Source organism: Curtobacterium sp. MCBD17_032 (genome assembly GCF_003234855.1).
Taxonomy (GTDB): domain Bacteria; phylum Actinomycetota; class Actinomycetes; order Actinomycetales; family Microbacteriaceae; genus Curtobacterium.
In genome coordinates, this window is the sequence record NZ_QKTO01000001.1 from 306,129 (window position 1) to 325,305 (window position 19,177).

General features: G+C 70.1%; 18 protein-coding genes and 1 tRNA gene. 10 read left to right on the plus strand and 9 right to left on the minus strand.

Annotation, left to right across the window (positions count from 1 at the left end; genetic code table 11):
* Positions 1–56: 56 nt before the first annotated feature.
* Positions 57–1,376 carry a carboxylesterase family protein gene (locus DEI91_RS01505; RefSeq protein WP_111050605.1) on the minus strand — a complete coding sequence of 440 codons (1,320 nt, stop codon included), beginning with the start codon at positions 1,374–1,376 and terminating at the stop codon, positions 57–59.
* A 133-nt stretch (positions 1,377–1,509) separates the two neighbouring features.
* The gene (locus DEI91_RS01510; protein WP_111050606.1) at positions 1,510–2,811 is read right to left on the minus strand and encodes an MFS transporter; all 1,302 of its coding nucleotides are present in this window, start codon (positions 2,809–2,811) and stop codon (positions 1,510–1,512) included.
* Positions 2,812–3,000: 189 nt separating this feature from the next.
* Between DEI91_RS01510 and DEI91_RS01515 the strand changes: the two genes are divergently transcribed.
* Together DEI91_RS01515 and DEI91_RS01520 are read left to right on the plus strand one after the other, a co-directional pair.
* Complete coding sequence (locus DEI91_RS01515; RefSeq protein WP_181439431.1) at positions 3,001–3,816, plus strand: sugar phosphate isomerase/epimerase; 816 nt, start codon at positions 3,001–3,003, stop codon at positions 3,814–3,816.
* Entirely contained in the window at positions 3,813–4,928 is a 1,116-nt protein-coding gene (locus tag DEI91_RS01520; RefSeq protein ID WP_111050608.1) for a Gfo/Idh/MocA family protein, read from the plus strand. The genes DEI91_RS01515 and DEI91_RS01520 overlap by 4 nt, the downstream gene beginning before the upstream one ends.
* Positions 4,929–4,994: 66 nt before the next feature.
* Here the strand turns inward: DEI91_RS01520 and DEI91_RS01525 are convergent, their stop codons facing one another.
* The 6 genes from DEI91_RS01525 to DEI91_RS01550 form a co-directional block, all read right to left on the minus strand.
* Positions 4,995–5,630: a TetR/AcrR family transcriptional regulator gene (locus DEI91_RS01525; RefSeq protein ID WP_111050609.1), complete on the minus strand. Its 636-nt coding sequence runs from the start codon at positions 5,628–5,630 to the stop codon at positions 4,995–4,997.
* A gap of 90 nt (positions 5,631–5,720) precedes the next feature.
* A complete protein-coding gene (locus DEI91_RS01530) occupies positions 5,721–6,299 on the minus strand; it encodes a MarR family winged helix-turn-helix transcriptional regulator (protein WP_111050610.1) in 579 nt (192 codons plus the stop codon).
* A 55-nt stretch (positions 6,300–6,354) separates the two neighbouring features.
* Positions 6,355–6,537, minus strand: coding sequence for a hypothetical protein (locus tag DEI91_RS01535; protein WP_110825752.1), 183 nt, complete (start codon positions 6,535–6,537; stop codon positions 6,355–6,357).
* Between the two features lie 190 nt (positions 6,538–6,727).
* Positions 6,728–7,609: a manganese catalase family protein gene (locus DEI91_RS01540; RefSeq protein ID WP_111050611.1), complete on the minus strand. Its 882-nt coding sequence runs from the start codon at positions 7,607–7,609 to the stop codon at positions 6,728–6,730.
* Between the two features lie 37 nt (positions 7,610–7,646).
* Positions 7,647–8,483, minus strand: coding sequence for an SDR family oxidoreductase (locus DEI91_RS01545; protein WP_111050612.1), 837 nt, complete (start codon positions 8,481–8,483; stop codon positions 7,647–7,649).
* Between the two features lie 187 nt (positions 8,484–8,670).
* Positions 8,671–8,757: transfer RNA gene (locus DEI91_RS01550), tRNA-Leu, on the minus strand.
* Positions 8,758–8,842: 85 nt separating this feature from the next.
* Between DEI91_RS01550 and DEI91_RS01555 the strand changes: the two genes are divergently transcribed.
* The 7 genes from DEI91_RS01555 to pknB all read left to right on the plus strand — a co-directional run bounded on the left by DEI91_RS01555 (position 8,843) and on the right by pknB (position 18,053).
* Complete coding sequence (locus DEI91_RS01555) at positions 8,843–9,523, plus strand: DUF3662 and FHA domain-containing protein (RefSeq protein ID WP_111050863.1); 681 nt, start codon at positions 8,843–8,845, stop codon at positions 9,521–9,523.
* Entirely contained in the window at positions 9,520–10,083 is a 564-nt protein-coding gene (locus DEI91_RS01560; protein ID WP_111050613.1) for an FHA domain-containing protein, read from the plus strand. Before DEI91_RS01555 ends, DEI91_RS01560 begins: the two co-directional genes overlap by 4 nt.
* A 6-nt stretch (positions 10,084–10,089) precedes the next feature.
* Positions 10,090–11,457 carry a Stp1/IreP family PP2C-type Ser/Thr phosphatase gene (locus DEI91_RS01565; protein ID WP_111050614.1) on the plus strand — a complete coding sequence of 456 codons (1,368 nt, stop codon included), beginning with the start codon at positions 10,090–10,092 and terminating at the stop codon, positions 11,455–11,457.
* Positions 11,454–12,893 (plus strand): FtsW/RodA/SpoVE family cell cycle protein, encoded by a 1,440-nt coding sequence (locus tag DEI91_RS01570; RefSeq protein WP_111050615.1) that lies wholly within the window; start codon positions 11,454–11,456, stop codon positions 12,891–12,893. Before DEI91_RS01565 ends, DEI91_RS01570 begins: the two co-directional genes overlap by 4 nt.
* On the plus strand, positions 12,890–14,344 hold the full coding sequence (locus tag DEI91_RS01575; RefSeq protein WP_111050616.1) for a penicillin-binding protein 2: 1,455 nt from the start codon (positions 12,890–12,892) through the stop codon (positions 14,342–14,344). The genes DEI91_RS01570 and DEI91_RS01575 overlap by 4 nt, the downstream gene beginning before the upstream one ends.
* Positions 14,341–16,071 (plus strand): serine/threonine-protein kinase, encoded by a 1,731-nt coding sequence (locus DEI91_RS01580; protein ID WP_111050617.1) that lies wholly within the window; start codon positions 14,341–14,343, stop codon positions 16,069–16,071. The genes DEI91_RS01575 and DEI91_RS01580 overlap by 4 nt, the downstream gene beginning before the upstream one ends.
* Positions 16,072–16,220: 149 nt before the next feature.
* Positions 16,221–18,053: a Stk1 family PASTA domain-containing Ser/Thr kinase gene (gene pknB / locus DEI91_RS01585; protein WP_258374251.1), complete on the plus strand. Its 1,833-nt coding sequence runs from the start codon at positions 16,221–16,223 to the stop codon at positions 18,051–18,053.
* A 77-nt stretch (positions 18,054–18,130) separates the two neighbouring features.
* Here the strand turns inward: pknB and DEI91_RS01590 are convergent, their stop codons facing one another.
* Positions 18,131–18,769 carry an aminodeoxychorismate/anthranilate synthase component II gene (locus tag DEI91_RS01590; protein WP_111050619.1) on the minus strand — a complete coding sequence of 213 codons (639 nt, stop codon included), beginning with the start codon at positions 18,767–18,769 and terminating at the stop codon, positions 18,131–18,133.
* Between the two features lie 81 nt (positions 18,770–18,850).
* Here DEI91_RS01590 and DEI91_RS01595 point away from each other — a divergent pair, with 81 nt between their 5' ends.
* Positions 18,851–19,105 carry a cell division protein CrgA gene (locus DEI91_RS01595; protein ID WP_111050620.1) on the plus strand — a complete coding sequence of 85 codons (255 nt, stop codon included), beginning with the start codon at positions 18,851–18,853 and terminating at the stop codon, positions 19,103–19,105.
* Positions 19,106–19,177 lie beyond the last annotated feature (72 nt).

Consider the following 19,177-nt stretch of genomic DNA (forward strand, 5'->3'; position numbering starts at 1 on the left):
CGATCATCCGTCGCGGGCGGCGACGGCGCGACCGCCAGTTCGAGGGGTGCGGCGGGTCAGCCCCGGTCGAACGTCAGCGTCTCGTCGTCGGCGATGGTGACGCGTCCGGTGCGGGCGAACTCCGCCCAGACCGCGCGGATCCCCGGACCCCGCCGCTCCACGGCCGCCCAGTCCCGCTCCGGCACGAAGCGGCTGCCGGCCCAGGCCTGACGGTCGCCGAGCAGCAGCGGCACGTCGCTCATGTGCACGGCCCCGGTCGGTCGGACCGTGACCCCGCGGTGCAGCCGGTAGACGACGGCACGGCCACCGGCAGCTCGGTGTCGTGCGGCGAACGCCCGGGCGTCCCGGCCGTAGATGACCGCGGTGAGGGGTCGGACGAGCAGCCAGCGGACGAGCGCACGGCCGGTGCGCGTCCGGCAGAGCGCCGCCAGGCCGGGGATCATCGGGAGGTAGAGCGCGGCTTCGTCCGAGGCGGACCCGATCAGGACCTCGACGTGTGGTGCTGCCCGGCGCCAGGCCGCGTCGAGGTGACGCTCGGCCGGCAGCGGCGCGTGCCCGTACTGCGTGCCGAACGGCATCCCGCCGCGGAGGCCGTAGGGCAGCGCGACCCGCTCCGCCGCGGCCTGCAGCGACAGGACCTCGTCGAGTCCGGTCTCCGGCCCGACCGCGCGGACGGCCCGGACCATGGCGCGGTTCATCCGGGCACGTCGCCGGGACAACCCGAGCGGCGCGCTCTGCACGATCACCCGGCGGAAGAGCCCGGCCGTGCCGTCCGCCGCCATGAGGTGGGCGATCGCGTCGCCGCCCGCGGACTGGCCGAACAGGGTGACGGACTCCGGGTCGCCGCCGAACGCCGCGATGTTCCCGCGCACCCACCGGAGCGCCTGGACGATGTCGAGCAGCCCGAGGTTCGCCGGTACCCGCTCCCCGTCGCCGAGGAACCCGAGCACCCCGAGCCGGTACGTCACGGCCACGACGACCACGCGCTGCTCCTCGACGAGGGCGCGCGGGTCGTGGATCGGGATGTCCCCGCCGCCGACGACGTACGAACCGCCGTGGATCCACACCATGACGGGTAGCCGCTCGTCGTCGCGGACGTCCGCCGGCACGGTCACCGACAGCGCCTGGCACTGCTCGGAGACCTCGGCCTCGATGGGGTGGATGAGCGCCTCGAGCACGGGCGTCGACGGTTGCGGCGGCACGGGGGCGGGGGTGTCGGCGATGAAGTCCTCGGCGAACGGCGGCACCGGCTCCGGACGCGCGAATCGCTCCGACCGGGCGTACGGGATGCCGAGCGCGCGGACGACCGCGCCGTCACGGTGCCCGACGATCCGGCCGACGGGTGCGGTGAAGGTGCGGGTCGGCGCGGTGGTCATCCCGCAACCGTACGACGGACGGGAGGCCCGTGGCCGCGTGGCCGCTCGGCCCACGTTGGCCGGTCCCGGACCGACGCGCCAGCGGCGGGACGGCCGTGACCGGTGGGGAGCCTCCCGTCCGGTCCGGGTCGCGTCAGCGGACCCGCTTGATCGGCAGCACCACCAGTGCACCGATGATGGCGACGCCTCCTGCCGCCCAGCACATGAGCTCGTAGTTGTCGGGCGTGCCCCCGGTGCCGAACTTCAGGAAGAACAGCGCCGCGGCGGGAGCGAGGGACTGCGGCAGGGCGTTCGCGATGTTGATGACGCCGAGGTCCTTGCCCGGCCGGTCGGCGTTCGGCAGCACGTCGACGACGAGCGCGGTGTCGATCGCGGAGTAGATGCCGTAGGCGAAGCCCATGATGACCTCGGCGACGTAGAACCCGTTCACCGTCTCGGCGTGGGCGAGGACGATGAGCCCGACGGCGAACAACGCGGTGGACCCGGCGACGAACACCTTCCGGCGCCCGAGCCGGTCCGAGGCCCAGCCGGACAGGGCAGCGCTGACCAGGAGCGCGATCGTGTAGAGCAGGACGCCGAACGCGACGGCGGCGGTGGCCTCGGCGTCGCTCGACAGGCCGATGTGCTCCTTCATGTAGAGCAGGCGGTACGTGGTGAACATGAACGTCGCGAAGATGATGAGGAAGCGCGACCACCACGCGAACGCGAAGTCGGGGTTCTTGACCGGGTTCGTCCAGAACGACGAGATGAGGTTCAGGAACGTGAACTTCTTCAGCGGGTACGTCGGCAGTTCGTCCCGGGCGACGACGGCGTAGACGACCACGAGCACGATCGCCAGGATGCCGGGCGCGATGAACAGCACGGGCAGGTTCGCGACGAAGAACACGGACAGGTACGTGCCGGCCAGGACCGCGGTGTTCTGGGCGAGCGCGATGATGCTCGACGACTTCCCGCGCTGGAACTCGGGCACGTTGTCCGCGAAGCTCGCGGTGAGCGTGGAGAGCACGGTGTTGGCCGCGAGCTGCGCGAGGAGCCAGCCGAGCGTCAGCTGCAGGGTGTCCGGGGCGTACGCGATCCAGGCGAGGGCGACCGCGAAGACGACCACGCCGGTGAGCATCCACGGACGCCGCCGACCCCAGCGCGTCCGGGTGCGGTCGGACAGCGCGCCAGCGAGCGGGTTCATGATGAGCGCGCCGAATGCGCCGATCGGCAGCACCGACCCGATGACGTTCGCGGCGTCGTCGCCGACGAGTGCCTCCGCCTTGAGCTGCATGCTCACGTAGACCGGTGCCATGAGGGCGACGAACAGCCCGAACTGCCCGAGGAACAGGGCGATCTGGTAGCCGACGCTGACGCGCAGGGTGCTGACGGGCTGGGTGATCCCCTGCTCCGGGTGGACCAGCACCGGGGTCTCCGCGGGTTCGGGTGTGCTCATGACGCCTCCTTGAGTCGATGAAAACCATACCTCGCACGGTTTTTCGAGGGCGAGCATACATGCCGGCGCGAACTCCGCGACCGCGAAAACTACACACCGGGTGGTTTCTGCGGTAGCGTCGTCATCGTCTCGCCGTGGAGCAGTGTCTCCGTCGGCCGCACACCAGTCAGGATCGAAGGAGCCTCTGCAATGCCCACCACCTCTGTGCAGCTCTACTCACTGCGCGACGCCATCGCCGAAGACCTCGACGCGGCCATCGCCCGGGTCCGCGAGATCGGCTACGAGAACGTCGAGCCCTACGCGTTCGTCGAGCGTGCCGCCGACCTCGAACGTGCCTTCGCCGCCACCGGCCTGCACGCACCGTCGGGTCACGTCGCCGTGATCGACGCCGAGGACACCGCACCGATCTGGGACGCCGCCGAGCGCCTCGGCATCCAGACCGTCATCGACCCGTTCATCCCGACCGACCGCTGGCAGACCGCCGACGACGTCGCGAAGATCGCCGAGCGCGTCAACGTCCTCACCGCCGAGGCCGCCGCCCGCGGCCTGCGGTTCGGGTACCACAACCACCAGTGGGAGTTCACGAACAAGGTCGACGGCCGCACGGTCTACGACCTCTTCGTGTCGCAGCTGTCCCCGGAGACCGTCCTCGAGGTCGACACCTTCTGGGCCACCGTCGGCGGCGCGGACGCCCCCGCCGTGCTCCGCGGTCTCGGCGAGCGCGTCGTCGCCATCCACGTCAAGGACGGCAAGGTCGACGGCGACATCCGCACCGCGCTGCCCTCGTCCGAGAGCGCACTCATCGTGCCCGAGGCCCTCCAGCGGGCCTTCGAGAACCAGACCCCGGCCGGCCAGGGCGACGTCGACGTGGCGGGCATCCTCGCGGCGGCGCCGCAGGCCATCCGCGTCGTCGAGTTCGACGCGTACAAGGGCGACGTCTTCGAGGGCATCGCCGAGTCCCTCACCTGGCTGCAGGCGAACGACACCGCCGGGGACGCCGCGTGAGCCGCGTCGGGATCGGCATCATCGGTGCCGGCAACATCTCCACCCAGTACCTCGAGAACCTGACGAAGTTCGCCGACGTCGAGGTCCGCTTCGTCGCCGACGTCCTGCTCGACCGTGCCGCCGCCCAGGCGGAGGCATACGGCGTCGCCGCCTCAGGCACCGTCGAGGAGCTCCTCGCCCGCGAGGACATCGCCATCGTGATCAACCTGACGATCCCGGCCGCGCACGCCGAGGTCGACCAGCAGATCATCGACGCCGGCAAGCACGTCTGGAGCGAGAAGCCGATCGCGACCGACCACGACTCGGCCGCCGCGGTCCTGGCCTCCGCGAAGGCGAAGGGCCTCCGCGTCGCGACCGCACCGGACACCGTGCTCGGCGCCGGCATCCAGACCGCGCTCCGGGCCATCGCCCGCGGCGACATCGGCGAGCCGCTCACCGCGACGACGATGTTCCACGTCCCCGGTCCGGAGGCGTGGCACCCGAACCCGGACTTCCTGTTCGCGAAGGGTGCCGGGCCGCTGTTCGACATGGGGCCGTACTACGTGACGACGCTCGTGCACGCCTTCGGCACCGCGTCCCGCGTGCAGGCCGTGTCGTCGAAGTCGCTCGACCGCCGCACCATCGCCTCGGGCGACCGCGCCGGCGAGACCTTCCCCGTCGAGGTCCCCACGCACCACGCCGCGCTCATCGAGTTCGCCGGCGGGCAGTCCGCCCAGTCGACGTTCTCGTTCCAGCACGCCCTGCCGCGGATGGGCTTCGTCGAGATCAACGGCACGCTCGGCACGATCTCGCTCCCGGACCCGAACACCTTCGAGGGCTCCTCGCAGCTCTGGCGCACCGGCCAGGAGGAGCCCGAAACGCTCGAGGCGGTCGGCTCCACCTGGGGTCGTGGCACCGGCGTCGTCGACCTCGCCCGCGCCATCGCCGAGGACCGCCCGGAGCGCGCCTCCGGCGAGGTCGCACTGCACGTCCTCGACGTCCTGCTCGGCATCCGTGACGCGGCAGAGTCCGGCCAGGCCGTCACGATCAGCTCCTCGGTCGACCGACCTGCGCCGCTGGCGGAGGACTTCGACCCGGCAGCCGCCGTGCTCACGGCGGGCGTGGACGCCTAGTCCACCCGCTGTACACGGAACGGCCGGCTCCTCGCGAGGGGTCGGCCGTTCCGTGTTCCGCCGGGGTCAGTGCGGCGCGTCGCTCTCCGCGCCACCCGCGGGCACGATCCGCTCGAGCAGGCGCAGCACCCGCTCCCCGTCCACGGCGCCCGGGTCGAGCAGCCACTGCACCTGCAGCCCGTCCGAGGCCGCGATGCTCAGGCTCGCGAGGTCCTCGGGGTCGAGGTCGTCGCGGATCCGGCCGGCGGCCTGGTCCCGGCGGATGAGCTCCGCGAGGTCGGCGCGTAACCGGGTGAACCGGTCACGCATGAACTCGCGCGTGGTCGGGTGCCCCTCCTGCACGGCGTCGGCGGAGAGGGTCGTGTAGAGCTGCACGAGTCCGGGGACGGCTCGGTTGCGGGCGGCGCTCTCCCGCATGTCGCCGATCGCGGACTTCATGCGTTCCGGAGCACCCTGCTCACGGACCTCGTGCTCGCGGTAGACGGCGAGGAGCAGGTCGTCTCGACTCGGGAAGTAGTGGCGGAGCGCCGCGTGCGTGATGCCGAGGGCGTCCGCCACGGACCGGAGCGAGGACGCGTCGACCCCCTGTTCGGCGACCATCCGGATCATCTCGTCCAGGATCTGTGCGCGCCGCTCGGTGCCCTTGCGGTACCCGCCGCGGCGCGGCGGGACCGCGTCGTCCTCATCGGCGGCGTGCGTCATCCTGCCAACTTACCGCTGGAAGGTTTTCGCGGCCAGTGCCGGACGGGAGGCACGGATCACCGCCGGTGCGGGCCTCCTGTCCGGTGCGTCTCAGTGCGCGTCGTCCGCCGCCACCGGGTCCGGCAGGGCGCGGACGGCTGACTCGTCGGCCGTGTACTCGTCCACCGGGGTCGGCAGGCTCGCGTCGAGCGCGGCCGTGACCAGGCCGAGGCAACGTGTCAGGACCTCGTTGTCCTCGGGCGAGAGGTGGTCGACGACCTCGACGACGGCCTGGTGGAAGGTCTCGTACGACACGTCGATCTTCCGGGCCGCCTGAACGGTCGGCTCGAGCACCTGCGCCCGACGGTCGGTCGGGTGCGGCGAGCGGACGAGGTCGCCCTTCTCCACGAGCCCGTCGACGATCTTCGTCACCGACGCGTTCGACACCCCGAGCATGACGGCGAGGTCCTTCGGCCCCATGGACCGGCCGTCGCGGTGTGCCTGGAGCATGTACCGGACAGTGAGGAACTCGTTCTTCGTGAGACCGCTCTCGACGCGGGCGCGCTCGAGCTGGTCCTCCTCCGCATGCTGCAGGCGGAGGAGTGCGTCGACGGCGGTCTTCGCGGACCGGGTGCGCGGCTCACGGGCGTAGAGGTGGACGTGTTCGCGTCGGACGACGGTCAACGGCATGGGTCGTGGTCTCCCTCACCCACTCGGGCGGTCGTGCTGGTGCTCCGTGCTCGGCTCAGGCGGCCGGGGCGACGAAGAAGTCGGCGTACGAGACCTCCGAGCGGCGGGACAGCAGCGACGGGTCCTGGATCCGTCGGGCGACGTAGGCCTCGATCACGGCCGGGTCGGTCAGGCCCACGCGCGGGTGGGAGCCGCCGAAGCGAGTGTCGAGTGACGTGGTGTGGTACGTGCTCTGCATGATGGCGCCTTCCTCGTCGAGAGACTGCTGTCCGTCCGGACGAGGAGACTCTTTCACATCGTGAACTATGTGGTCAACGAACTGTTCGTGCGTCTGTACATTTCGCGCGCCGAACCACCAGTCAGGCTGGTGGAACGACACGAGCCCCTCCTCGAGGCGAGGAAGGGCTCGTGATCGGACCGGTGTCGGACTACTCCTTGTTGAGCTTGTCCTGCACCGTGCCGGCGATCTTCTCGACCGTGTTCGGCAGCTCGGTCGTGCCGTAGAAGCGCGAGTCCGGGTGCGTGGGCGGAGGCATCGGCGACGACGTGGTGGGGCCGTCGTGGTACGAGTACTCGCCCTTGCCGTCGAACGAGGGGCCGCTCGCCCAGGGGCCGTTCTTCGCCTCGGCACCGTCGGAGAAGTTGAGGTACTGGTAGTTGACCTCCTGGTTCTCCTTGTGCTGCGGGAAGTTGCTCGGCACCGGCATGGTCTCGAGACCGGACTCGCGGAGTTCCGCAGCCGCGGTCGCCCACATGTTCTGGTGCATCGTGTCGCGGGCGATGAGGAACTTCAGCAGGTCCCGCACGCCGTGGTCGTCGGTCATGTGGTACAGCCGGGCAGCCTGGACGCGACCCTGCATCTCGGCGTTCTCGTTCGCCGTGAAGTCGGCGAGCAGGTTGCCGCTGGCGGTGATGTAGGAGCCCTGCCACGGGTTGCCCATGCTGTCGACCGGACGCGCACCGGCGCCGGCGACGATGGCGTGCTGGATGTCCGTGCCGCCGAGGACCGCGGCGACCGTCGGGTCGTCCTGCACCGCGTCGCCGGTGATGCCGAGCGGGGCCTTCTCGAGCAGCTGCGCGATCATCGTCGCGAGCATCTCGACGTGGCCCATCTCCTCCGCGCCGATGCCGAACACCATGTCGCGGTACTTGCCCGGGATGTGCATGTTCCACGCCTGGAACTGGTACTGCATCGCCACCGAGATCTCGCCGTACTGGCCGCCGAGCACCTCCTGGAGCTTGCGGGCGTACACCGCGTCGGGCTTGTCGGGGGTGGACTTGAACTGGAGCTCTTGCTTGTGGAAGTACAAATCGTTCTCCTGTTTCTGTGTCGGTTCTGGTGGGCGGTCAGAGGATCGGCGTGCCGCCGGTGACGGCGATCCGCGCACCGGAGACGTAGCTGCCGTCGTCGCTCGCGAGCAGGACGTACACCGGGGCCAGCTCTGCCGGTTGTCCGGCGCGACCGAGGGGCGTCTGCTTGCCGAACTGTTCGACCTGCTCGGGCGGCATGGTCGCCGGGATGAGCGGCGTCCAGATCGGTCCCGGAGCGACACTGTTGACGCGGATGCCGCGCTCCCCGACGAGCTGCGCGAGCGCGGCCGAGAAGTTCGCGATGCCGGCCTTCGTCACGTCGTACGGCAGCAGTGTCGGCACCGGGTTGTCGGAGTTGACCGAACTCGACCCGATGATCGAGGCACCCGCGGACATGTGCGGGAGCGCGGCCTTGACGAGGTGGAAGTAGGCGCTGAGGTTCGTCGCGAGGGTGTGGTCCCACTCCTCGTCCGAGATCTCCTCGAGCGTCTCGTGGGTCATCTGGTACGCGGCGTTGTTGACGAGCACGTCGATGCCGCCGAGTTCGGACACCGCGGTGTCGATGACGCTCCGGCAGTACGCCGGGTCGCTCACGTCCCCGGGGAACAGCACGGCCTTCCGGCCCGCTTCCTCGATCCAGTGCTTCGTCTCCTGCGCGTCCTCTTCCTCCTCCGGGAGGTACGAGATGAGGACGTCCGCGCCTTCCCGGGCGTAGGCGATCGCCACTGCCTTGCCGATGCCGCTGTCCCCGCCCGTGATGACGGCACGCTTGCCGGTGAGCTTGCCCGATCCGGTGTAACTCGTCTCGCCGTGGTCCGGCTTCGGCGTCATCGCCTGCTCGGAACCCGGAGGTTGCTGCTGCTGATCGCTCATGTGGCTCCCTCGTGACGGATGTGTTCGTCGTTCGAGGGCGATGGTCGGCCGGGCTCGCTGTGTGCCCGTCAAGAGTGTTCAGATCGCGCGGACGGGTCCTATGGCCGGACCGGTCCGGTCCGGGAACGACGAAGGCCCCGATCTCTCGATCGGGGCCTTCGTCGTGCTGCTCTCCACCGGAGAGCCCTGGTGCGCGAGGGGGGACTTGAACCCCCACGCCGTTTCCAGCACACGGACCTGAACCGTGCGCGTCTACCAATTCCGCCACTCGCGCCAGCGACGAGAACACTACCATGCACAGACGGCCCCCGGAGCCAACCACTACCATGCAGTGGTCAGCGACCGAGAACGTGGAGACCATGGGCCTACTGGACAACTTCGAGCGGGGGTTGGAGCGCGCCGTCAACGGAGCGTTCGCCAAGACCTTCCGCTCCGGTGTGCAGCCGGTCGAGATCGCTGCGGCCCTCCGACGTGAACTCGACACGAAGGCGGCCGTCGTCTCCCGCGAGCGCATCCTCGTGCCGAACGAGTTCACGGTTCGCCTCGCACCGCCGGACCACACGCGCATGAACGACGTCGGTCGCCCCCTGCTCGACGAGCTCACGCAACGCGTGCAGCAGCACGCCGTCGCACAGAACTACTCGTTCTCCGGCCCCGTGACGATCCGCCTCCAGCAGGACGGCACGCTCTCCACCGGCATCCTCGAGATCGACTCCACCACCGTGCAGCGCGACGTCGCCTGGGTGGCCGTGCTGGACATCGGCTCCCAGCGGCACCGACTGCACCGCGGACGCACGGTCATCGGGCGCGGCACCGACGCCGACATCACCGTCGCCGACACCGGGACCAGCCGGAAGCACGTCGAGGTGCTGTGGGACGGCAAGCACGCCCAGGTCAACGACCTCGGCTCCACGAACGGCTCGAAACTGAACGGCGAGCGCTTCGGACAGGCGATCCTCGAGCCGGACTCCACCATCGAGATCGGTCGTACCCGTATGGTGTTCCGGGTGATCCCGGAGAACGACGGAGGTGCGCGATGACCACAGGCCTGACCCTGCTCGTGCTGCGCTTCGCGTTCCTCGCCGTGCTGTGGCTGTTCGTCTTCGTGATCGTCTTCGCGCTGCGGAGCGACCTCTTCGGCCAGCGCATGCGGGCGATCCCCACCGACCCGAAGGCCGGCCCCTCCGCGCCGACCACACCGCCGGTCCCCGCCGGAGCCGGCGCGGCCGCAGCGCGGAACAGCTCCTCCGCGAACGCGTTCACCGAGCTGATCGGCCAGACAGCAGGGAACTCCTCCCCCGCCGCGCCGGTCGCCACCCGCCTCGTCATCACGGAGGGCGCCCGCGAGGGCATGGAGATGCCCCTCGGCGGCGGTCCGATCACGATCGGTCGATCGAGTGAGAGCAACGTCGTGATCCGCGACGACTACACCTCGACCAACCACGCCCGGCTCGACCTGCAGGGCAGTGCTTGGGTGCTCACCGACCTCGGTTCGACGAACGGCACGTTCGTGGCAGGCCAGAAGGTCACCGCCCCCACCACCGTCGCGGAACGCACCCCGATCACCATCGGGACAACGACGTTCGAGCTGCGGCGGTAGTCCCGGATGCCGGCTCGCACGCTGAGCGCCGCTGTGTCCCACGTGGGGCGCATCCGCGCGAACAACCAGGACTCCGGCTACGCCGGGCAGCACCTGTTCGCGGTGGCCGACGGCATGGGCGGGCATGCCGGCGGTGACGTGGCGTCGGCGATCGCCATCCGACGCATCCGCGAGGTCGACCGGGAGTTCCCCTCCGCGCACGACGCCGAGTTCGCGCTGCAGTCCGCCCTGATCGCCGCGAACCAGCTCATCACCGAGACCGTGTTCGAGCACCAGGAGCTCACCGGCATGGGCACCACGGTGAGCGCGATGATCCGCGTCGGTGACCAGCTCGCGATCGCGCACATCGGCGACTCCCGGATCTACCGGTGGCGCGACGGCGAACTGCAGCAGATCACGTCGGACCACACCTTCGTGCAGCGGCTCGTCGACAGCGGCCGGATCACTCCTGAGGAAGCCGCCGTGCACCCCCGGCGCTCCGTGTTGATGCGCGTCCTCGGCGACGTCGACGCGGCTCCCGAGGTCGACACCGCCGTCATGGACATCCGCCCGGGCGACCGCTGGCTGCTCTGCTCGGACGGCCTGTCCTCGTACCTCGCCGAGGAGCGCATCCGGCACGCACTCGCGTCGACGATGGACGCGAACCAGGTCACCCAGCGCCTGGTGAAGGAGACGCTCGACCACGGCGCCCCCGACAACGTCACCGTCGTCGTGCTCGACGTCACCGACTCCGAGCCCGGCGAGGACGACGACGCCGCCACCACGGTCGGGTCCGCCGCGGCTCCGCTGACCTTCGAGGCACCCACCGGCCGGAAGCCGATCCGCCTCCCGACGATCCTGTTGCACCCGCTCAAGGTCTCCGCCGCCCCGGAGGACTCGCACTTCGAGCCCGAGTCGGACCAGTACTTCGCCGAGCTCATCGCCGAGGACCGTCGTCGTCGCATCCGCCGTCGCATCTCGTGGTCGGTCGCACTCGTCGTCGCGGTCCTGGTCCTCGTCGGAGCGGTGTTCATCGGCTACCGGATCGTGCAGGACCACTACTACGTCGGCACCGACGACGGTTCGGTCGCGATCTACAAGGGCGTCCAGCAGACCATCGGGCCGGTGTCCCTGTCCGAGGTCTACGAGGACACCGACATCGCGATCGCCGAGCTGCCGGACTTCACGCGTGACAACGTCCGCTCCACGATCAACGCGACGTCCCTCGACGACGCCCGCGAGATCGTCGAACGGCTCCGCACCGCGGCCGAGACCGGGCAGGACCAGAGCGGCACCGGAGGCTCGGGTGACGGTCCGTCGTCCTCGCCCACGGCCGGCCCGTCGTCGACGCGGAGCCCGTCGCCGTCCCCCTCCCCGTCCAGGAGCGCACGATGAGCGCCACGACCGCACCGTCGCTGACCCAGGCGATCACGATCAAGCTCCGCGAGCCCGCCCGGGCCCGGAACCTCGAACTCGTCCTGCTCGTCATCGCCTGCGGCATCTGCGCCGGCGCCATGGTCCTGGTGCAGCTCGGCACCAAGGGCAGGATCTTCGACACCTCGGTCTTCTGGACGGGCGCCGCCATCCTCGGTCTCGCCCTCGTGATGCACGTCGTGCTCCGCGTCGTCGCGAAGAACGCCGACCCCTTCGTCCTGCCGGTCGCGCTCGTGCTCAACGGCATCGGCATCGCCGAGATCTACCGCATCGACATCCACGCCGGCGACTCCGGCTGGGACGCGATCGGCGTCAAGCAGATCGTGTGGACCCTGCTCGCGATGGTCCTCGCCATCGCGACGCTGCTGCTCGTCCGCAACCACCGGTTCCTGCAGCGGTACCGCTACATCTTCATGCTGCTCACCATCGTGCTGCTCCTGCTGCCGATGCTGCCCGGCATCGGCACGAACATCGGCGGTGCCCGCGTCTGGATCCAGATCGGACCGTTCTCGTTCCAGCCGGGCGAGCTCGCGAAGATCACGATGGCCCTGTTCTTCGCCGGGTACCTGGTGACCGCGCGGGACAGCCTGTCGATCGTCGGCAGGAAGTTCCTCGGGATGACGTTCCCGCGGGCGCGCGACCTCGGGCCGATCCTCATCGTGTGGGGCGCCGCGATGAGCGTGCTGGTGTTCCAGCGCGACCTCGGCACCGCCCTGCTCTACTTCGGCCTGTTCCTCGTGATGATCTACGTCGCGACCGCACGGCTCAGCTGGGTCGTCATCGGGCTCGGCCTGTTCATCGGCGGTGCCCTCGCTGCGGCGAGCGCCCTCGTGTACGTGCAGGGCCGGTTCGAGCAGTGGCTCGACCCGTTCGACCAGCAGATCTTCTCCCGCGAGACCCAGGGCAGCTACCAGCTCGTGCAGGGGCTCTTCGGCTTCGCGAACGGCGGCATCACGGGCACCGGCCTCGGTCAGGGGCGTCCGTACATCACGCCGGTCGCCAACGCCGACTACATCATCGCCTCCCTCGGCGAGGAGCTCGGGCTCATCGGCGTCTTCGCGATCCTCGGACTCTTCGTGATCCTCGTGTCCCGAGGCATCCGCGTCGGGTTCATGGCGCAGGACGACTTCGGCAAGCTGCTCGGGATCGGCTTCGGCTTCACGATCGCCCTGCAGGTCTTCGTGGTCGTCGGCGGCATCACCCGGATCATCCCCGTCACCGGCCTCACGACGCCGTTCATGGCAGCCGGTGGTTCGTCCCTCGTGGCGAACTGGATCATCGCGGCGATGCTGCTGCGGCTGACCGACTCCATCCCGGCGGAGCAGCGCATCCAGCAGGGTGCGCTGGCCGACCGGGGCGACACCGGCCGCCGCCGGTCCAGGAAGGAGCGCCGATGAACCGCCAACTCCGCGGCGTCTCGACCGTGATCGTCCTCATGTTCGTGGCCCTGTTCGTGTCGACGACGTCGATCCAGTTCTTCTCGGCGGACTCACTCCGTGCCGACTCCCGGAACTCGCGCACCATCCTCGACAGTTACTCAACCAAGCGCGGTGCGATCCTCGTCGACGGCAAGCCCATCGCGGAGTCCACCGCGGTCGACGACCAGTACCAGTACCAGCGCACGTACAACAACGGCGAGCTGTACTCGGCCGTCACCGGGCACTTCACGATCGGCCAGGGCAACACCGGCATCGAGAGCGCCGAGAACGCGGTGCTCTCCGGCAACTCGGACGAGTCGTTCTTCCAGAACCTCAACGCGATCCTCACCGGTCAGGACGTCCGTGGTGACAACGTCAACCTGACGATCGACCCCGACGTGCAGCAGGCCGCCTTCGACGCCCTCGGGTCGAACACCGGCGCCGTGGTCGCGATCCAGCCGAAGACCGGCAAGATCCTGGCGATGGTGTCGAAGCCGGGGTACGACCCGAACACGCTCACCTCGCACGACACGGACGAGGTGATCGCCCGGTACCAGGACCTCGAGGCCGACCCGACCAAGCCCTTGCAGAACCGCGCCATCGCCGGCGACCTGTACACCCCGGGCTCGGTCTTCAAGCTCGTCGTGGCCTCGGCCGCGCTGGCGAGCGGTGACTTCACCCTCGACTCGACGCTGCCGAACCCGTCGACCCTGACGCTCCCGGGCACGAGCTCGCGGATCAACAACGCCGAGGGCGGCAGCTGTGGTGGCGGCGACGAGGTGAAGCTGCGCGTCGCGATCCAGTACTCGTGCAACATCCCCTTCGCGGAACTGGGGCAGAAGCTGGGGTACGACACGATCAAGAAGACCGCCGACGCCTACGGGTTCGGCGACGTCATCGACATCCCGACCTCGGCCACGCCCAGCCAGTACCCCGAGCCCGAGTCGACCGCGCAGCTCATGCTGAGTGCGTTCGGCCAGGCCAACGACCGCGTGACCCCGCTGCAGATGGCGATGGTGGCGTCCGGCATCGCGAACGGCGGCCGCGTCATGCAGCCCTCGCTCGTCGAGTCGATCGAGACGAGCGACCTGAAGACCGTCGAGTCCTTCTCCCCGGAGCAGTACAGCGCTCCGCTGTCGTCGGACCAGGCAGCTGACCTGACCGAGGCGATGCAGAGCGTCGTCGCCGCCGGCACGGGAACGAATGCGAAGATCGACGGGGTCGACGTCGCGGGCAAGACCGGGACCGCGGAAGGCGGGACGGGTGATCCCTACACGCTCTGGTTCACGGGCTTCGCCCCGGCGAAGGACCCCGAGGTCGCGGTCGCCGTGGTCGTCGGGAACGGCGGCGGACTCGGGCAGTCCGGGGTCGGCAACACGGTCGCGGCTCCCGTCGCGAAGAAAGTCATGGAGGCGGTGCTGAACAAATGAGACCCACCAGCGGACTCACCTTCGGTGGGCGGTACCAGCTCTCGTCCCGGGTCGCCATCGGCGGCATGGGAGAGGTGTGGCAGGCGACCGATCTGGTCATCGGTCGCACCGTCGCCCTGAAGATCCTCAAGGACGAGTACCTCGGCGACCCGGGGTTCCTCGAGCGGTTCCGCGCCGAGGCCCGCCACGCCGCACTCGTCAACCACGAGGGCATCGCCAACGTCTTCGACTACGGCGAGGAGGACGGCAGCGCCTACCTCGTGATGGAGCTCGTCCCCGGCGAGGCACTCTCGACGATGATCGAGCGGGAGCACACCCTCCCGGTGGACAAGGTCCTCGACATCGTCGCGCAGACGGCGAACGCGCTGCAGGCCGCGCACGCGGTCGGACTGGTGCACCGCGACATCAAGCCGGGCAACCTCCTCATCACTCCCGACGGCCGCGTGAAGATCACCGACTTCGGGATCGCACGCATCGCCGACCAGGTCCCCCTGACGGCCACCGGCCAGGTCATGGGCACGGTGCAGTACCTCTCGCCCGAGCAGGCCAGCGGGCACCCGGCCTCCCCGTCGACGGACATCTACTCGCTCGGCATCGTCGCGTACGAGTGCCTGGCCGGACGCCGACCCTTCACGGGCGAGTCGCAGGTCGCGATCGCGATGGCGCACATCAACGAGCAGCCGCCCGCGCTGCCGGGCACCGTCCCGGAGCCGGTCGCCGCGCTCGTGATGTCCTGCATCGCGAAGAAGCCCGCCGACCGTCCGGCGACGGCCGCGAACCTGGCGCGCGCCGCTCAGGCCCTCCGTCGCGGTGACGTCGCGGCCGCGACCGTCGCCGTGCCCGCCCTGGCCGCGGCCGGGACCGTCGCCTTCAACCCGCCCGCCGGGAACGACGACGCCACCGCCCTCATCGGCACGCAGCCGAACGCCCCGGTGGTCGGCGGCGCTCCTCGCACGCCCGTCGGACCGGAGGACGACGACGAGGACCGGAAGAGCCGCGCCTGGATCTGGTGGGTCGTCGCCGCCGTGGTCGTCGCCGCCCTCGTCGTCGGCGGACTCGTCTTCGCGAACCAGGACCGGGAGGCCGATCCCGGACGTGCCTCGACCTCCTCGTCGACGCCGAAGCCCTCGAGGACGCCGTCCCCGGTCCCGACCCGCACCCCGACCCCGGTCGAGGTGCGCACGACGATCAACCCCGGTGACTACGTGGGGCGCCCGACCGCCGAGGTCCGCACCGAGCTCGTCGGTCTCGGCTTCGACGTGCAGGTGCAGGACGGCGACCCGGCCGCCTCGGCCGAGCAGGCGAACACCGTGCAGTCGATCAGCCCCACCGGCAGCCTCGCCGAGGGTGCGCTCGTGACCCTGCGGGAGTACACCGCGCCTCCGTCGGTGAACAAGCCGAACACCCCGAGTGCCGGCGCGGTCTCGGCGACGGGTGCCGTGACGTTCAGCTGGTCCACCGCGACGTGCCCGACCGGGTACACCGTCTCGAAGTACTCGTGGACCGTGTCCGGCGGCAAGGACGGCTCCGGAGCGACGAGCGGTGACACCTCCGAGACGTCGGTCGACATCCAGGCCGACCAGCCCGGCACCGACGTCACGCTGTCGTACACGGTCACCTGCGGCAACCTCGCCGCGTCGAGCAGCTCGGACCCGGCCACGGCCACCTGGGTGCAGCCGCCGGACCCGACCTCGGCGCCGACCTCGACCGCGACCCCGCAGGACTGAGCCGGCAGGAGACCGTCGCCGAGGCCCCGACACGATGCGCGTCGGGGCCTCGGCACGTTCCGGTAACGGTTGGCTCCGGGCGCCGCCGGCCAGGGTCTCACCAGAAACCGCTGCCGTACACTTGCCCGGACGGACATTCGGAGGAGTACGTGCCAGAAGGTGTGACCGCGGGGATCACGCTCCTCGCGAACCGCTACGAGATCGGTGAGGTCATCGGTCGAGGCGGCATGGCCACCGTCCACGTCGGGACCGACACTCGACTGGGTCGGCGCGTCGCCGTCAAGCTGCTCAAGCCGAGCCTCGCCAACGACCCTGCGTTCCGTACGCGGTTCCGGCAGGAGGCGCAGGCGGCGGCCCGGATGGCGCACCCGACCATCGTGCGCGTCTACGACGCCGGTGAGGAGACCGTCCGCGAGTCCACGGGCTCGGAGGTGCAGGTCCCCTTCATCGTCATGGAGTACGTCGAGGGCCGTCCGCTCAGCGAGATCGTGGCCGAGGGCCCGGTCGTGCAGGAGGAAGCGGCCCGCATCGTCGAGGGCATCCTGACCGCCCTCGAGTTCTCCCACCGTGCCGGGGTCGTCCACCGGGACATCAAGCCCGCCAACGTGATGATCACGCACTCCGGCCAGGTGAAGGTGATGGACTTCGGGATCGCCCGCGCCATCACGGACACATCGGCCACGGTGGCGCAGACCACGTCCATCCTCGGCACCGCGTCCTACTTCTCCCCGGAGCAGGCCCGCGGTGAGCTCGTCGACGCCCGCACCGACCTCTACTCGACCGGCATCGTCCTCTTCGAGCTCCTGACCGGCCGACCGCCGTTCCTCGGTGCGACCCCGGTCGCGGTCGCGTACCAGCACGTCAGTGAGCAGCCCGTCGCCCCCTCGACGATCACCTCCACCGTGTCGCCCGCACTCGATGCCGTCACGTTGCACGCCCTCGTCAAGGACCGCACGCGCCGCTTCCAGAACGCCGCGGAGTTCCGTCGCGACCTCCAGCAGGCCGCTGCGGGACACGTACCGACCTCGTCGAAGAAGCTCGCGGCCGCTGCCGCGGACGACGCCTCCCTGCTGTTCGGGGTCAACCCGCGCGCCGCGGCGTCCGCGGACGTGGCGTTCCGTGAGCTCGACGACACGCAGGAGCGGCCCCCGCAGCGCACCCAGAGCCGTCCACCCGTCGCCTGGATCTGGCTCGGCATCCTCCTGACGATCGCGGTGATCGCAGCGGTCGCGTACTTCGTCGTGAACCTCGAGCCGGGCAAGCCGCCGGTGAGTTCCTCGGTCGAGGTGCCGTCGGTCGCCGGCCAGTCCTTCAGCGAGGCACGGGACCGGCTCCTCGCGCGGGGCCTGACGCCCGTGAGCGTCGAGGAGCCCTCCGACGACGTACCGAAGGACACGGTGATCCGGTCGGAACCCGGTTCCGGCACATCCGTCGCGCGGAAGCAGGAGATCCGGGTGGTGGTGTCCACGGGGCCGGAGCAGGTCGCGGTCCCGGACGTGACCTCGCAGACCCAGGACGCCGCGACCGAGGCGCTCGAAGCCGCGGGGTTCACCGTGGGTGCAGTCACGTCCGACTACTCGCCGACGGTCCCCGAGGGCACTGTCCTGAGCAGCGACCCGTCGTCGAACGGGACGCAGCCGAAGGGGACCGTCGTCGACCTCGTCGTGTCGAACGGCAAGGTCCAGCTCCCCGACGTCACACAGCAGCCGTTCACGACCGCCGACGCGACGCTGCGGGGTCTCGGCCTCACCGTGCAAGGGGCGCCCACCTACGTCTGCGCGGGCAACACCGTGACGCAGCAGAGCGTTCCGCGCGGTGACGTCGCCCAGGGCAGCACGGTCGTGTTGACGTACTGCTCGGCGTCGTCGCAGCCCTCCCGACAGCCCGACGCACCGGCAGCACCGTCGGACGGCCAGGACGGGAACGGGCAGGACGGGAACGGCGGGCAGGACGGCGCCGGGTTCCAGGGCGACGACGACTGACGGACCGTTCCGCCGGGCACACCGTCAGGGTGAGCAGCCGTCGCGATCAGCAGCCGGCGACGGTCCGTCCGTGTCGATCAGCGTCCGGAGATGAGCGGGCCGAGTCCGGCTGCCCGCTCCGCCGCTCCACCGAGGCCGGTCGTCTCGAGCCAGTTGCCCACCATCCGGTAGCCACCCTCGGTGAGGACCGACTCCGGGTGGAACTGCACGCCGTACACCGGGGCTCCGCGGTGCTGCACGCCCATGATGACGCCGCCGGCGGTCCTCGCCGTCACGGTGAGGTCGTCGGGCACGGTGCCGTCCACGATCGCCAGGGAGTGGTAGCGGGTCGCCGTGAAGGGGTGCGGGACGCCCGCGAACAGCACGCTGTCGTCGTGGTCGACCTGCGACGTCTTGCCGTGCATGAGCTCCTCGGCGTGGGTGACGGTCGCGCCGAGGGCCTCCGCGATGGCCTGGTGCCCGAGGCAGACGCCGAGCAGGGGCTTGTCCGCCTCGATCGCCGCGCGCACCGTCGGGATCGAGACGCCCGCGTCCGCCGGGGTACCGGGGCCGGGCGAGAGCAGGACGCCGTCGTACTCGGCGATCCGGTCCGCGATCTCGTCGTCGGGGAACGCGTCGTTGCGCACCACGTCGGTGTCGGCTCCGAGCTGCTGGACGTAGCCGTTGAGGGTGTACACGAAGCTGTCGTAGTTGTCGACGACGAGGATCTTGGTCATGGGCCGTTCACCGTACTCGTGGGGGATGTGAGCAGCCTCCGTCGGCCCGCGCTCACGCCTGGTGACGGTAGGATACCGGCCATGGCCATGGACAAGGACCGCACCAAGCCCGCCCGGACGACCCGAGCCGACTCGGTCGACACCGCGGGGGACCAGCCCAACCCCGTGTGGTTCAAGCCCGTCATGTTCGGCTTCATGCTCATCGGGCTCGCGTGGGTCATCGTGTTCTACGTCTCGGGCGGCACGCTCCCCGTCCCGACGCTCAACTCCTGGAACATCCTCATCGGCTTCGGCATCATGTTCATCGGCTTCCTCATGACGACCCGGTGGCGCTGAGCGCCACCGCCCGTCCGACGCCCGTCGCACCTCGTGGTGCGGCGGGCGTCGTCGTTTGTCCACAAGTGCGCC